The sequence below is a fragment of the Natronomonas moolapensis 8.8.11 genome, assembly GCF_000591055.1.
In the GTDB taxonomy this organism is placed as follows: Archaea; Halobacteriota; Halobacteria; order Halobacteriales; family Haloarculaceae; genus Natronomonas; species Natronomonas moolapensis.
This window is the reverse complement of the sequence record NC_020388.1, coordinates 1,936,487-1,950,850: the sequence shown is the minus strand read 5'-3', so window position 1 is coordinate 1,950,850 and position 14,364 is coordinate 1,936,487. Positions and strand designations below refer to the sequence as shown.

Sequence of the window (14,364 nt, the reverse complement as noted above, 5' to 3'; positions counted from 1 at the left end):
TAGGACAGTGCCTCGACGGAACACACCGGAGACACGCGCCCGGGCAACGGCCACGGAAACTCAAAACGCCTAAGTCGCTCGCCGACACTACCTCGGATATGCGACACCGCGTGCTCGTCCGTCGGCCCGCTGCTGACGACGGCGAGCGCGCCGTTCGGATCGCCTTCTCGAAAGCCAAGCGCCCGTAGTGTGGTCTGTGGCGGGCGTGGCGCCCCGTCGCAGGTCGACCCCGACCCCGCAGGGACGATAGCTACGTTCGACCGACCCACATCCGACGACACACATCGACACACCCATGACACACGACACGTTCACCGGCGTCTTCCCCGCCATGACCACGCCGTTTCACGACGACGAGAGCATCGATCACGACACCCTCCGCGCGCACGCCCAGCGGCTCGAAGCCGCCGGCGTCGACGGGGTGGTTCCCGTCGGCACCACCGGCGAATCGGCGACGATGACCCACGACGAACACGTCGAGGTCATCGAGACGGTCGCCGACGCGGTCGAGGACGTCCCCGTCATCGCCGGTTCAGGCTCGAACAACACCCGCGAGGCGCTCGATCTCTCCGAGCGCGCCGCCGCCGCCGGCGCGGACGGCCTGCTGTTGATCTCGCCGTACTACAACATCCCCGAACCCGAGGGAATGGAGGCGCACTTTCGGGCCGTCGCCGACGCGGTCGATCTCCCCCAGATCGTCTATAACGTTCCGGGGCGGACCGGGCGCAACATCGCCGTCGAGACCGCCGTCTCGCTGGCCGAACACGAGAACGTCGTCGGGTACAAGGCCGCGAGCGGCGAATTAAACCGGACGAACGAGGTCATAGAGCGCACCCGCGGGGAGAACTTCGCCGTGCTCTCGGGCGACGACGCGCTCACGCTGCCGATCGTCGCCCAGGGCGGTTCGGGCTGTATCAGCGTCTCGGCGAACGTCGAACCCGAGCGCACCGTTGCGCTGGTCGGGGCGGCGCTGGCTGGTGACTTCGAGCGCGCCCGCGAGCTCCAGTACGAACTCGGCGACCTCTTCCGGACGCTGTTCGTCGAGACCAACCCGATCCCAATCAACGAGGCGATGGAGATGCGCGGGATCCACTCGTCGACGATGCGTTCGCCACTGAACCCCCTCCAGCCGGAGCACCGCGAGACGCTTCAGGCCGTCCTCGAGGACCTCGAACGATGAATCTCGTCGTCGTCGGTGCGACCGGCCGAACCGGCAGCGAAATCGTCGCAGAGGCGAGCGGTCGCGGCCACGACGTCGTGGGGGTCGCCACCACATCGGACACCGTCGAGGACGTGCGCGTGTACCCGAGCGAGGACCTCCCCGAGTTGCTCGACGACGCCGACGCGGTAGTGGATTTCACCGTCCCCGAGGCCACGCGGGAGTACGCCGGCGTGATCGCCGAGGCGGGCGTCCCCTACGTCGTCGGCACGACCGGCTTCGGCGAGGCGGGGATCGAGACACTCCGGGCGGCCAGCGAATCGATCGCCGTTCTGAAAGCGTCGAACTTCGCCCGCGGCGTGCAAGCACTCCTCCGGGTGGTCGAGGCCGGCGTCGAGGCGCTACCCGACTACGACGTCGAACTCACGGAGACCCATCACAGCGGCAAGCGAGACGCCCCGAGCGGCACCGCAAACACGATCCTCGACGTCGTCGATTCGACCCGGGAGGCGGCGTTAGAGCGCACCCACGGCCGGGAGGGCGAGCACTCCCGTGAGGACTCGGAAGTCGGCGTCCACGTCCGCCGGGCCGGCACCGTCCGCGGCGAGCACGAACTCCTGTTGGCCGGCAACGACGAACTCTTGACGCTGACTCACCGGGCCGAGTCGCGGCGCGTCTTCGCCGCCGGGGCCGTCGACGCCGCGGAGTGGCTCACTGGCCAGGAGCCGGGGTGGTACGGGTTCGACGACGTGCTGTGACGTTCAGAGATCGTCGACCTCGTAGGCGAGCCCCGAGTCCCGAAGGGCGTCGGTGACCCGCCCGGCGAGATCCGTCGTCGCGACGACGACCACGTCCAGTCCCCGGCCGGCGGCGTCGGCGGCAACTTCGCCGGCCGCAAACGTCACGTCGGGGTCGTGTCCCGACGCCTCCAGTACGGCGACCGCTTCGACTCCGGCGGCTACGACGACATCGGCCGCCGCCGCGGCCGACGCCAGCGCCGTCGACTCACCCGGTTCCGCCGATCGGATCGGGGAGACCTGAAACACCGTCACCGTGCCCGGTTCGAGGTCGATAACGCCGGTGAAGCCGGTGACGCCGACGACGGCACCGGCTCCGGCGTCGGTCGTTGCGATCCCCGTTGCCGGGCCGTCGTCGCCCGGTGAGGCGTGCAACAGTCCCTCCCGGATCGACAGCGAGACCGTCTCACCGGCCTCGATGTCGGCGGTCGCAAACGCCGCGTCTTCCTGCATGCTGCCGAGGACGTCCTCGGTCACGTGGTCGGCGAAGCGGCGCACGTCGGAGGCCTGCCGGAACAGCCAGTCGACACCCCGCTTCGTCACGCGGTACCGCGATCGGGCTTCCTTCTCGACGAACCCGTTGTCGACGAGTTCGCGGATGTACTCGGAGACGGCCTGGCTCGTCACCCCGACGGCGTCGGCGATCTCCCCCTGGTTGACGGCCGGCTGGCGCTCCGCGATCTCGACGAGCACGCGGAACTTCGTCGCGGACCGCTTGTTGTCGAGCACGTCGACCATACGTCCACGTCGGCTCGACCATTTATAAACACCCGAGACTCCGGGACCGTCCCGTCCGGCCGGATCGACACACCGTCGCGGCGGCGACGGCTCGTCCCGTCCCACCAGCGCTTTGCCCGCGGCGACACATCGACCGGTATGGAGTTCGATCCCCGCGACCGTGCCGTCTACCTCCCGACCACGGGGACGCTCGTCTGTGCCGACTTCCATGTCGGACGGGACGCGGCCTCCGACGTCGAGTTCCGGGTCGGCGAGCACGACGACCTCACCGGCCGGTTCGAGCGCTTGCTCGAGCGCTACGACCCCGAGGAGGCCGTGATCGCGGGGGACCTGCTGCACTCGTTCGATCGGGTTCCGACGGGGGCGGCGGCGACCGTCCGGACGATAGCGGATCTCGCGGGCGAGCGGGACTGCCCGGTCGTCGTGACGCCCGGCAACCACGACACGATGCTCGAGGAGCTGTGGGACGGCCCGACCCTCCCGGAGTATGGGGTCGCCGACGGGTCGGTCGTGGTCACGCACGGCCACGTCCCCCCGGCCGAGACGGCGGAGTGCTACGTCGTCGGTCACGATCACCCGACGATCGAGATCGAAGGCGTCCGCCGGCCCTGTTATCTGTACGGTCCCGACCAGTACCGCGGCTCGGCGGTGTTGATGCTTCCCTCCTTCAGCAAGCTCCCGGCCGGGATCCGGATCAACGAGCGATCCGCCGCTGCGTTTCAGTCGCCGTTCGTGACGGAGGCGCGGACGCTCCGGCCGATCGTCCGCGACGAGGCGGCCGAAAAGACCCACGAGTTCCCGCCGCTTCGGGAGTTGCGGCGGTTTTTGTGAGCGATACCGTCGGCCGAGTCGCGACCGGGACGCGGGACCGTTCGGGCGACAACAGTTTTGTGTATCCGCGACGGACCACTCCGACAGCATGTCGTCGTTCGTCGAACCGGCGATGGGAACCGCCGGGGCGGCCGAGCCGTACCGTTTTCTGGATACGTTGTCCTACGTCCGCGTCCCGGGCGAGGCGACCGACGGCCGCTGTTCGGTCGTCGAGATGCGCCTCCGGGAGGGCCACGCGCCGCCGATGCACGTCCACGCGTCGGCCGACGAGACGCTCCACGTGACCGAGGGGGCGATCGAGGTACATACGCCGACCGAGACCCGCTCGCTCGGAACCGGCGGGTCGGCCGTCCTCCCGAAGGGACGAGAACACAGCGTCGTGGCGACGGAGCCGGCGACGATCGTCACTTCGACGTCGCCGGGTGGGTTCGACGAGTTCGTGACGGCGGTCGGCGAACCGGTCGACTCGGCGACCGTTCCCTCGGACCCGCCGTCGGAGGCCGCCGTCGCCAGGGTCTCAGAGCTGGCCCCCGAGCACGGCATCGAGATCGTCGGCCCGCCGCCAGTCGACCCGTAACCGCGGCAATAGCGCGACTACCGGACCGTATCCAACGCGGCCTCGGCGGCCCGCCGGCCGCTCGCCAGCGCGCCCTGGATCGCGGACCACTCGGTGAAGCCACCGGCGAGGAACACCGGGCCGTCGGGCGCGTCGACAGCGGGAAGCGACGACCGAAATCCCGGTGGCTGTTCGAACTGGGCGAACTCGATCCGGTCGACGCCGACGGTCTCGAAGCCGCCGAAGTGGTTCTCGGGAAACCACGCCGACAGCGCCGACCGGACGGTCTCGCCGAGCGCCTCGTCGTCGTCCTCGCGGACACCGAGAAACGTCGCACTCAGCAGCTGTCGGCCCTCGGGGGCGTACTCCGGGGCGGCCGCGCTCATCGGCGCGACGGTGTTCGGCTCGGCGTCGGCCGCGTTCAACACGATTCGCGAGCCCGTATCGAGGCGCTGGTGCTCGGGTATCGAGCAGTGAACGGTCGTGCTGGCTCTGGTTCCCTCGGGCGTTTCGACGCCCGTCAACTCGGCGGCCGTCCTCGGGCCTGTCGCGACCACGACTGCGTCGGGCGATCGTTCCCCGGCCTCGGTCTCGACGACGAGGGGGTCGGTCTCGAGGCCCGTGACGCCGATCCCCGTCGTGACGTCCGCGCCCGCGGCCGTCGCGCGATCCCGGAGCTGGGCCGGAATCTCGCCCATCCCGCCGGCGGGGACGACGGTGTCTCCCTCCGAGAGCGCTTTGAACGTGTACTCGAACACCGAACTCGCGGTCCCGAGCCCGCGATCGAGCGTGATACCCCCGTAGAAAGGGGCAGCGAAGCGCTCGACGAACGCCCGCGAGAAGCCCCGGTCGGCCAGGTACGCCCCGATGGTACCGACGTCGTCCCCGAGAATCTCGTCCCACCTGCGGCCCCGGAGTTCGCGCTGGAGCCGAAAGAGTCGGAGTTTGTCGGCCGTCCGGACGTCGCGGTTCAGAAGCGTCGGGAGGGCGGCACTCGGGTCGCCGAGGGGATCGGCGAGCGTCGAACGGTGGTTCGGCCGCGCGATCGTCGCCCCGGGAGCGAACTGCCGGAGGTCGAGGGCCTCGAAATCGAGTTCCCGCCGCGCCGCGGGGTAAGCAGTAAAAAGGACCTGAAACCCCCGATCGAGAGTGTGGCCGCCGACGGTGCGCGTCCGGACCCGGCCGCCGACGCGCTCTCGCGCCTCGAACAGTTCGACTTCGGCCCCGGTCTCCGCGAGGTGCCGTGCGGCGACCAGCCCAGCGAGGCCGCCACCGGCAACGACGACGTGCATACGCGGGCTTCGGGCGGGACCGACAAACCGGTTTCCGTGTTCGGCCGGCGGTCGTGGCGAGGGTCGCGGCGACTCGTCTCTCGGCTACGAGTCCGGAGACGCCTCCGGAAGCGTCCGGGACACAAACAGGGGAATTATTTCGCTCGGGGCGTAGGATCCGATATGGCATTCCGTAAACACCTCATCAACGGGATCGTCTCGCTCGCAATCAGCGTCGCCGTCACCGTCGCCGCGGCCGACGACGACGACAGCCCGTGGGTCCTCCACGAGGTCGCCGTCGCCGTCGCCGTCTCTGCGTTCCTCTCCGGCTTCTTCACCAGTTACTTCGCCGAGTGACGCCTGAAGCCCCCGGCGACCGGAAGGCGGTTACCGTCCGCCGGGTGAGTCGATCCGGCAACTCCGGTCGGCCGCGCCAGTATAAAAGGAGCGCAGTTGTGCGGACACGGACGCCTCGTCGACGACGTTGAGCACGAGATCGTCGTCGCCGAGCACGTCGCCGTCGTTCTCGTAGGCCGTCTCGCGAGCGGCTGCCTCGCCCATCAGTTCGCACTCGCCGGCGACGGTACCGATGACGAACAGCGGCCGGTCCCGCGTGGCGTCGACCCGCTCGTTGGCCCGCTCTAGCCCCGTCTCGGTCACGTCGATCACGTTGTCGTCGGCGCTCCAGGAGCCGAAGAGATCGAGCACGAAGAGCCGATCGCCCGCCAAGGCGTCGGTCGCTGTGACCCCCGCGTGTCGGCGCAGCGCGTCCGCCAGCGTCGACTGCTCCAGCGCCGGCGGCGGCGACAGCGAGACGGCCCATCCGGCGTCGATCGCCGTCGCACAACACTCCGCAACGGTCTCGGCGACGGTGCGCTCGAGCGCCGGGTCGTCCGTCGTGTCCGTGACGATCACGCTTCGGGAACCGACCGGAAGGCCGCCGCCGTCGAAATCGTCGATGCCGGTCGGGACCGTCCGGGCGGCCTCGAGGCGGGCCTCGCGGCGTCGTCTGACGCTCGAGAGGGCGTCGTCGATTTCGGCGAGCAGGTCGGTGGTGTCTGCGCGCTCCTCGTCGATCGCCTCGACCGCCCGGTCGATGTCGCGGGCGGCGTCGGCAGTGGCCGAGCAGGCGTCCGCGACGCGCGTGCTCGTGTCGGCCCCCTCCGCGACGGCCGTCGATACCTCGTCGACGCCGGCCGCCGCCGCCGCCATCTCCTCGTCGACGACGTCGAGTTCCGACTCGGCTGCCTCGATCCGCTCGGTCCCGGTCTCGACCGCCTCGACGGCCGAGCCGAGTGCGTCGCTCACGTCGGCGGTCACGGACTGGATCTCCCCGACGGCGTCCTCGATCCGTTCGGTCTCCGAGCGCGACTCCTCGGCGAGCGATTTGACCTCCTCGGCGACGACCGAGAAGCCGGCGTCGTCGTCCGCGCGGGCGGCCTCGATGGAGGCGTTGAGCGCGAGCAGGTTCGTCTCGTCTGCGATCCGGTCGATCGTTTCGACCACCCGGTCGATCCGCTCGACGTGGTCGGCCAGCGCCTCGACCTGCGTCTGAACCCGTCGGGTCGCCGCCGCGGCGGTCGTCATCGCGTCCGCAGCCTCGTCGGTCGCTTCGCGCCCCTCGGTCGCCGCGGCCGCCGCCCGGTCGGTCGTCTCGCTCACTTCGTCGGCCCCCGCAGCGACCTCCTGGATCGTCGCGCTCAGGTCGGTGACGTCGTCGACGACCGAGTCCATGTCCTCGACCTGCGCGCCGGCGGCCTCGCGGATCGAAGCCAACTGGCTGTCGACCGATCTGGATGTCTCGTGGACGACGTCGACGGCCCCCTGTGCGTTCACGATCAGTCCGTCCTCGATGCGCAACCGTTCGTCGTTCGCGTCCGCCGAGACAGCGTGGTTGTCTGTATCCATCGACTGTGGGTTCGGACGGACAGACCGATTAAAAAAGCTTATCGTGGCTCGATCGCCGAATTATAACGATATATATGGTGTTTTATCTGGTTCAAGCGGGTGTTTATTCTATCGATGACCGGCACGGGAGAGACGTCCGAGACACGCCGTCCACAGTGCGTCCGACAGGACGACGTCCGCGGGAGTGCGACGCGCGACGGCGGCGACGACCGCAAAGGACAGGGCTTTGCGGGGGACGCCCGAAGGGCGGACATGAGCGCGTTCGAGGGATTCCGCTGTACCGACTGTGGAACGACGACCGACGACGAGAGTGCGATGCGCTGCCCGGAGTGTGCCGGCTCGCTCGACGCCCAATACGACCTCTCGACCGACTTCTCGGCGGCGGCGTTCGCCGACCGCTCGGGGGGGTGGAAACACCGCGAACTGCTGCCGTTCGTCCCCGACGGAATGGGCGAGGGTGCGACGCCGCTCGTCGAAGCGCCACGGTTGGCCGAAGAGTTGGGCGTCGGCCGCGTTCTCGTGAAGAACGAAGCCCACAACCCCACCGGCTCCGTCACCGACCGCGGGCTGGCGCTCGTCGCGGAAGCCGCCCGCCGAGCCGAGGCCGACACCCTCGCACTGGCGACGACGGGCGACGACGGGCAGTCCGCGGCCGCCTACGCCGCCCGTGCTGGGCTTCTCTCGCGGTCCTTCGTCCCGAGTCGAGCCACGTTCATAAGCAAGGCGATGATCAACGTCCACGGCGGCGACATGCGCGTCGTCGAAGGGCGTTTCGACGACGCACGAGCGACCTACGAGAAAGAGCGCGAGTCCATGCCCGCGGCCGACGAGGAAGTGTGGTTCCCGGCTGGTCCGTTCGAGTCGCCGTTCCGCCACGAGGGAACCAAGCCGATCTACTACGAGATCGCCGAGGAGCTGGGGTGGACGGCCCCCGACGCCGTCGTCGTCCCCGTCGGCCACGGGGCGACGATCGCCGGCATCTGGAAGGGTGCCCGCGAGCTCGAGACGGCCGACCTCCTCGAGGAGACACCGGAACTGTACGCCGCCCAGCCGGACGGCTGTGCGCCCGTCGCCGAAGCGGTCGAGGACGGACGCGACCCCGAGCCGTGGGACGTACCGGACACGGTCGTCGGTAGCCTCGAGATCCCCGATCCGGCAGGGGGGCTGGCAGCCGCCGAGGCGGTCCGAGCCAGCGGCGGCAGGGGGGTCGCGGTCGACGATCAGGACCTCCTCGACAGCGCCGCGACCGTCGCCCAACACGAGGGCCTCGAAATCTCGGTTGCCTGCGGGACCGCCGCGGCAGGCGCGTGGGACCTCGCCGACGCGGGGTCGTTCGGTCCCGACGATACGGTCGTCATCCTCAACACCGCAATGGGAAACAAAGACGCCGACATCGTCCGGAGCCGGCTGATGAGCCAGGGCATCTGAGTCACTCGGCGGGGGTGTCCTCGGTGATCGGAATCCCGTTGAGAGACCGGCCATAGATCCCGACCGAAGCCCTGTGCCCGATGCAGTCGGTCTCCGAATCGTGCGTGCCGATGCACGCGAAGTTAGCCTTGACATCCTCCCACTCCTAAAGGGGTGGGAGGAAGTCAAAGCGGACGAGTGATGACTGAGAGCGTGTATGTGACCCGCCCAGAATACAGATGGCGTGGACGCGTACTGTGTTGAGTGAGCATCGATCTATCGCCGGCGACAACCCTGCCGTGCAGCGTCGGCAACCACTCCGTCCAGAATTGAAAACACTGATGCTCGATCGAGGATCTGTCCTGTCCGACCAAACAGAGCGAATCACACGATATCAGCGTTCAGGAGTTCCGTTAATAAGGATAAACGGATCGCGCTCGCGGTTGCAGTCGGCGACGCCGCCGATCGCCTCGACGAGTCGGCGATGGACTTCTCTGGCCGCTCGTCCCTCGTCCGGGCGCAAGTAGTGGTCCCCGCCTAAATTCGCCCAGAAATCACCGTCGAGCCAAAAGAACGTCTCGCCGTTCGACTGATAGACGATATCACCGTTATCGGCGAGCCCGTCATCGGCGAGCCGGGCACCCGAGAGCTGGGCTCGTGCCAGCACCGCCACGAGCTGTCGGCGCGAAACGGGTGCGTGAACGGCGACATCGTCGATCAGATCCCCGAAGTAGTCTTCGACGATAGCAACCGTCCGGGAGAACTCATCGAACGTAACGGAATCTAACGGTATCGTATCTCTCGGTAGTTCTCGCGTATCCTCGGATCGAGAGCCACTGACTAACAAATCGGATGCGAAGTCGACCTCGATGCTATCCGTCGTTCGGCAGTACTGCGTTCTATTCGTACTCTCGTCCGCCGCGACCTCGCGTAAATACATGTTATCGGAGAGTTCCTCCACACGCCTATAGCAGGTGGCAACCGGGATATCTAGCGCTTGGCTCAGCCAGCTAACTGATCGCGGCTCCTTCGTCGCTCGCAGTATATCGACGCTGTATTTCCGCCCGAGCAGTTCAACTGCTTCCGTCGACATCTCGTTATGACGGTCGGTTCTCGACGGTGAATATCTGATCCCTACATGTATCGAAGTGGTTCTATTGACTCCGATATATAATGTATCCCCAAACGAAAACGTAATACAGCGGAACAACGAAATCGAACGTATGAGCGACGGAGACACGTACATTGAACACACCCCTGCGGGACTGCTCGAGTTGTCTTCGGAACTGAATCAAGCTGGTTCGACCGAGGACGTCTCCGCCGTTGCTGTCCGGATGTTGGATCTCAATTTCGATGCGCCCCTTTCGGCGATCTGGAAATACGACGAGGAGGCAACCGAACTCCGCCCGATCGCCGAATCGAGCGAGGCACAGGAGGTGATCGGCGATGCACCTGTCCTTCCAGTTGACTCTCTCGCCGGGCGTGCGTACAGACAGAGTCGTCCGGAAACGTTCGACGACGTCCACGAGGCCGACGCCACGTACAACTCAGACAGCCCGATTCGGAGCGAAATTCTCGTGCCGATCTCGGAGTTCGGCGTCTTGAGTGTCGGAGCCACCGAGGTGGATGCCTTTACGGAGAAAGACTCACAAGTGGCAGAGCTCGTCGCCTCGAACGTCGAAACAGCAATCTCACGACTCCGACAGCACGAAGAGTTACAGGCCGAACGTGATTGGACACACACGTTGTTTGAAGGCTCCAACGACGCCATCTTCATTAGTGATGCGGATGCGAATTTCGTCCAAGTGAACCGGGCTGCCTGCGAGCTAACTGGCTATGAGCGAGAGGAACTCCTCTCGATGCGTATTCCGGATCTCCACGAGGAAGTCGACTTACACGCCTATCAGGACTACCACGACCGAATTTTAGCCGGCGAGCCAGCGACCACTGAATCCAGACTGCTTCGGAGCGACGGCAGGAAGATCGACGTGGAGTTTTCGAACCGCCGGATCGAACGCGACGGGTCGGCCTACATGCATACCGTCGCGAGGGACGTAACGGAACAGCGCGAGCGCCGGCGTCGCCTGGAGTCATTTAAATCGGCCATCGAGAACGCGAGCGATGGGATAGCCATCTTGGACGGCGAGGCGTACACGTACGTCGACCAAACGCATACTGAAATGTACGGGTTCGAGGAGCAAAGCGAATTGCTCGGGCAGACCTGGCGCGAGTTGTACACTGATGCCGCTGAAATCGAGCGCATAGAGGATGAGGCGCTTTCGGCACTTCAATCAGACGGCGAGTGGAGAGGTACGGTAACGGCCTCTCCAGCAGGCAAGGGGGAGTTTCCGACCGAACTATCGCTGACACGCCTGGAAGACGACCGTATCGTCTGTGTTGTCCGTGACGTGTCGGAAAAACATCGGCGCCAAGCGGAACTCCGGGAGAACGAGCGGCGCTTCGAGTCGGTGTTCGAAGACCCCGAGATGCTGGTCGGGTTACTGGAAACCACTGGTGAACTGATCGATGTGAATGAAACGGCCCTGGAGTACGTTTCGAACGACAAATCGGATATCTTGGGGGAGCCGTTCTGGGAGGGGGAGTGGTGGTCGCATTCCTCGGATCTACAGGAGGATCTACGAGACTGGATTGAACGGGCCGCTGCTGGCGAGTATGTCAGCTATCAGGTCGAACATCCGGATCAAGACGGTGACATTCGGTTTATCACGGGCACCATCCGTCCCGTCGTGGGGGACACAGGAGTCGAATCGCTCGTCATTTCCGGTCGTGATATTACACCCCGCGAGCGACGCCGTCGCGAACTAGAGACGTTCCAGCAAGCCGTCGAGGACGCCAAAGACGGCTTCGCCATTCTCGAGGACGGACAATACACCTACGTCGACGACACACACGTCGAAATGTATGGATTCGACGATACTGACCAACTCCTCGGGAACTCCTGGCGGATGCTCTATGACGAAGACGAAACAGAGCGTCTCGAAGCGGACGCCTTCCCTGTGCTTGAGTCGGAGGGGCACTGGCGGGGGAAGGTAACCGGGTCCCGACCGGATGGGACGACGTTCCCGGCCGAGATCTCTTTGACCGTCGTCGACGACGGTCCCCTCGTCTGTACTGTACGCGATGAAACCGCGAGACAGCAACGAGAGCGTGAACTCGAACTCAAAGAGCAAGCGATCGACTCCTCGAACGTTGGGGTCATAATCACCGACCCACAGCGAGAGGACAATCCGATCGAGTATATAAATAAAGGGTTCAGTGACATCACCGGCTATCAGGAAGCCGACGTCGTGGGCTGTAATCCACGTTTCCTCCATGGTCCCGAGACAGACCCGGAGGAACTATCGAGGCTTCGAGAGGCGATTGCGGCCGGTGAACCGGTGACGGTAGAGCTGAAAAACTACCGGAAAGACGGGAGTGAATACTGGAATCGGCTGTCCGTCACGCCGGTTACCGCTGCGGACGGGACGCTTTCGAAGTTCATCGGCATACAGCAGGACGTAACGGCCCGGAGACAGCGGACCCGGAGCCTCGCAGAACAGAACCGGAAGCTCGAGTTGGTCCTTTCGGGAACCGACACGGGCATCGCGGAGTGGGATTTTGCGACGGATACGATATCGTTCAATCAGACGCTTATCGATCTGTTTGGCCACGACCCGGACGACGAAAGGGAGTTTTTCCGGATTGTCGCACCGGAGGACCGAGACCGGGTTCGTGACCTGTTGGACCGGCTCGGCGAGATCGACGACGTATCGGTGGAGTTCAGGGTCATTGATACGGACGGACAGACGCGATGGGTGCACACGGACGCTGTTTTGAGACACGACGAAGACGGTGGACGGAAGCTGATCGCTATTGCAACGGAAATAACGGAACAAAAAGAACGGATTCGGCAGATCCAACACGAGCGGAAGCGATTCGAGATCCTCTCGGAAAGCCTCGAAGAATACGCGTTCGTGCTTCTCGATGCCGAGGGGCAGATCGACAGCTGGAACGACGGCGCAGCCGACATTTTCGGATACGACGACGAAGCTGCGATCGGAATGCAAGCAGCAGAGTTACACCCCGAAGAGGAGCGAAAACGCGGGATTGCTGATCGGTTATTAACACAGGCATCGCTCGGAGGGGAAAGCACTCACGAAGGACAACGGGTCCGTCAGGATGGATCGTCGTTTCCTGCCGAAGCCTCGTACGTCCCGCTCCAAACCGAAGATGGGGTATCTTTGGGGTACGGGATGGTCATCAGAGACCTCAGTAACCAGCGTCAACAGCGGCGTAGAACGGAGCGGTTCGTCGAGGAATCAGTCGACGTCGTGTCCATCTTGGACCGTGATGGGTATTTCACCTATCTCAGCGGCTCCGCCGAGCGGGTCCTCGGGTATGATACGACTCGGCTAGAACAGGAGAGCCTCTTTGATTTTGTTCACCCCGAGGATCGCAAGCGTGTAATGGAAGCGTTTTTTACCGCCGTGGAGGACTCCGATTCGAGCGTTCAACTGGAGTTCCAAGCGAGGGATGCGGATGACGAGTGGATTACCGTAGAGGCACGTGGGCGGAATCTCTTCGACGATGAAGCAATTGGTGGGTTTTTGATATATATACGCGACATCACTAATATAAAACAGCAGACGAAAAAATTCGAATCCGTATTCAATCAAACGTTCCAACTGACGGGGCTCATGAACCAAGACGGGGAGATTCTCGAACTAAACGACCCCCTCACGGAGTTCGGCGGCATACGTGCAGAAGAGAACAGTGGCACACCACTGTGGGAATGTCCCCTGTTCGCGCATTCTTCGGAAGTGCAAACCCAACTCAGACAGGCAATCGATCAAGCGTCTTCGGGGTCGTTCGTCCGCTTCGACGTGGAAGCAGAAGGCGTCGATGGACTCGCTAGCTTCGACTTCTCGGTCAAGCCGATCTCGGGCCAGCACGGGGAGGTTAGCTTCCTGATATTCGAGGCACGGGACATCACAGCCCAAGAGCAGCGTCGACGGCACGTTCAGGTCTTACACCGGATCATGCGGCACAACATCCGAAACGATCTGACAAAACTGAGAGGGTATGTCGATCTGCTCGAATCGGGCACAGATGCAGAGACTCGTGAACAGCGCGCTGCGACGATCCGAGACGTCCTCGACAAGTGGGAGCGGATGGCAGATAAAACCCAAGAGCTCCAGAGTATACTCACGAGCGAGAGTGCTCTCGCTTCCCACCGGAGTGTTCAACAGATTATCGAAGACGTGCAAACGAAAAAAGCGAAACAACACCTGAATGCGGACGTCACTATCGCAGCCGACCGCGACATAAAAGCACGCATACCGAGTGATCTCGACAAGGCGATTTCCGAACTCGTCGAGAACGCCATCACGGCGAACGATACTGACCAGCCATCCGTACAGATCGGCGTCTCGCAAGCCGACGACCAGTGGATCGAGATCTGTGTTTCCGACACCGGGCCTGGACTTCCGGACATGGAAAAGAGCCTCCTCGAAACCGGCGAAGAAACGCCGCTAAGTCACGGTCAGGGACTCGGACTGTGGATGGTGCGGGCGCTGGTGACCCGTGCTGGGGGGTCGATTTCAGTCGAAACCTCGAGGCATGGGAGTGAGATCACACTGGAAGTCCCCGCCCAGCCGGCTCGAGAGGACTCACAAACCCCGAACATCGTGTCCTGAA

The 14,364-nt window shown here is 64.6% G+C and carries 11 protein-coding genes; 7 read left to right on the top strand and 4 right to left on the bottom strand.

The genetic code is table 11. The annotated features are described in order from the left end of the window. Window positions 1-295 precede the first annotated feature (295 nt). Complete coding sequence (dapA, locus tag NMLP_RS09365) at window positions 296-1,180, top strand: 4-hydroxy-tetrahydrodipicolinate synthase (protein ID WP_015409870.1); 885 nt, start codon at window positions 296-298, stop codon at window positions 1,178-1,180. Then, window positions 1,177-1,917, top strand: coding sequence for a 4-hydroxy-tetrahydrodipicolinate reductase (dapB, locus tag NMLP_RS09360; RefSeq protein ID WP_015409869.1), 741 nt, complete (start codon window positions 1,177-1,179; stop codon window positions 1,915-1,917). The genes dapA and dapB overlap by 4 nt, the downstream gene beginning before the upstream one ends. Before the next feature lie 3 nt (window positions 1,918-1,920). Here dapB and NMLP_RS09355 read toward each other — a convergent pair whose 3' ends face one another. Beyond that, a complete protein-coding gene (locus NMLP_RS09355) occupies window positions 1,921-2,694 on the bottom strand; it encodes a DUF7839 domain-containing protein (RefSeq protein ID WP_015409868.1) in 774 nt (257 codons plus the stop codon). 138 nt (window positions 2,695-2,832) lie between these two features. Between NMLP_RS09355 and NMLP_RS09350 the strand changes: the two genes are divergently transcribed. Further along, a complete protein-coding gene (locus tag NMLP_RS09350; protein WP_015409867.1) occupies window positions 2,833-3,525 on the top strand; it encodes a metallophosphoesterase in 693 nt (230 codons plus the stop codon). 88 nt (window positions 3,526-3,613) lie between these two features. Then, the gene (locus NMLP_RS09345) at window positions 3,614-4,102 is read left to right on the top strand and encodes a cupin domain-containing protein (RefSeq protein ID WP_015409866.1); all 489 of its coding nucleotides are present in this window, start codon (window positions 3,614-3,616) and stop codon (window positions 4,100-4,102) included. Window positions 4,103-4,119: 17 nt separating this feature from the next. Here NMLP_RS09345 and NMLP_RS09340 read toward each other — a convergent pair whose 3' ends face one another. Continuing rightward, window positions 4,120-5,373 (bottom strand): NAD(P)/FAD-dependent oxidoreductase, encoded by a 1,254-nt coding sequence (locus NMLP_RS09340; RefSeq protein WP_015409865.1) that lies wholly within the window; start codon window positions 5,371-5,373, stop codon window positions 4,120-4,122. Between the two features lie 162 nt (window positions 5,374-5,535). Between NMLP_RS09340 and NMLP_RS15620 the strand changes: the two genes are divergently transcribed. After that, window positions 5,536-5,709 carry a hypothetical protein gene (locus NMLP_RS15620; protein ID WP_015409864.1) on the top strand — a complete coding sequence of 58 codons (174 nt, stop codon included), beginning with the start codon at window positions 5,536-5,538 and terminating at the stop codon, window positions 5,707-5,709. Between the two features lie 30 nt (window positions 5,710-5,739). On the opposite strand, the gene NMLP_RS09335 is transcribed toward NMLP_RS15620, so the two are convergent. Beyond that, the gene (locus NMLP_RS09335) at window positions 5,740-7,260 is read right to left on the bottom strand and encodes a methyl-accepting chemotaxis protein (protein WP_015409863.1); all 1,521 of its coding nucleotides are present in this window, start codon (window positions 7,258-7,260) and stop codon (window positions 5,740-5,742) included. Window positions 7,261-7,374: 114 nt separating this feature from the next. Here NMLP_RS09335 and NMLP_RS09330 point away from each other — a divergent pair, with 114 nt between their 5' ends. Beyond that, window positions 7,375-8,688, top strand: a complete 1,314-nt coding sequence (locus NMLP_RS09330) for a pyridoxal-phosphate dependent enzyme (RefSeq protein ID WP_338042111.1) — start codon at window positions 7,375-7,377, stop codon at window positions 8,686-8,688. Window positions 8,689-9,061: 373 nt separating this feature from the next. On the opposite strand, the gene NMLP_RS09325 is transcribed toward NMLP_RS09330, so the two are convergent. Further along, a complete protein-coding gene (locus NMLP_RS09325; protein WP_049926752.1) occupies window positions 9,062-9,460 on the bottom strand; it encodes a hypothetical protein in 399 nt (132 codons plus the stop codon). Between the two features lie 430 nt (window positions 9,461-9,890). Here NMLP_RS09325 and NMLP_RS09320 point away from each other — a divergent pair, with 430 nt between their 5' ends. Beyond that, window positions 9,891-14,363, top strand: coding sequence for a PAS domain S-box protein (locus NMLP_RS09320; protein ID WP_015409860.1), 4,473 nt, complete (start codon window positions 9,891-9,893; stop codon window positions 14,361-14,363). Window position 14,364: the final 1 nt, after the last annotated feature.

Excerpts from the sequence above, each read along its gene's own strand:
- dapA (WP_015409870.1), top strand. The coding sequence starts at position 296 with ATGACACACGACACGTTCACCGGCGTCTTCCCCGCCATGACCACGCCG.
- dapB (WP_015409869.1), top strand. The coding sequence starts at position 1,177 with ATGAATCTCGTCGTCGTCGGTGCGACCGGCCGAACCGGCAGCGAAATC.
- NMLP_RS09355 (WP_015409868.1), bottom strand. The coding sequence starts at position 2,694 with ATGGTCGACGTGCTCGACAACAAGCGGTCCGCGACGAAGTTCCGCGTG.
- NMLP_RS09350 (WP_015409867.1), top strand. The coding sequence starts at position 2,833 with ATGGAGTTCGATCCCCGCGACCGTGCCGTCTACCTCCCGACCACGGGG.
- NMLP_RS09345 (WP_015409866.1), top strand. The coding sequence starts at position 3,614 with ATGTCGTCGTTCGTCGAACCGGCGATGGGAACCGCCGGGGCGGCCGAG.
- NMLP_RS09340 (WP_015409865.1), bottom strand. The coding sequence starts at position 5,373 with ATGCACGTCGTCGTTGCCGGTGGCGGCCTCGCTGGGCTGGTCGCCGCA.
- NMLP_RS15620 (WP_015409864.1), top strand. The coding sequence starts at position 5,536 with ATGGCATTCCGTAAACACCTCATCAACGGGATCGTCTCGCTCGCAATC.
- NMLP_RS09335 (WP_015409863.1), bottom strand. The coding sequence starts at position 7,260 with ATGGATACAGACAACCACGCTGTCTCGGCGGACGCGAACGACGAACGG.
- NMLP_RS09330 (WP_338042111.1), top strand. The coding sequence starts at position 7,375 with ATGACCGGCACGGGAGAGACGTCCGAGACACGCCGTCCACAGTGCGTC.
- NMLP_RS09320 (WP_015409860.1), top strand. The coding sequence starts at position 9,891 with ATGAGCGACGGAGACACGTACATTGAACACACCCCTGCGGGACTGCTC.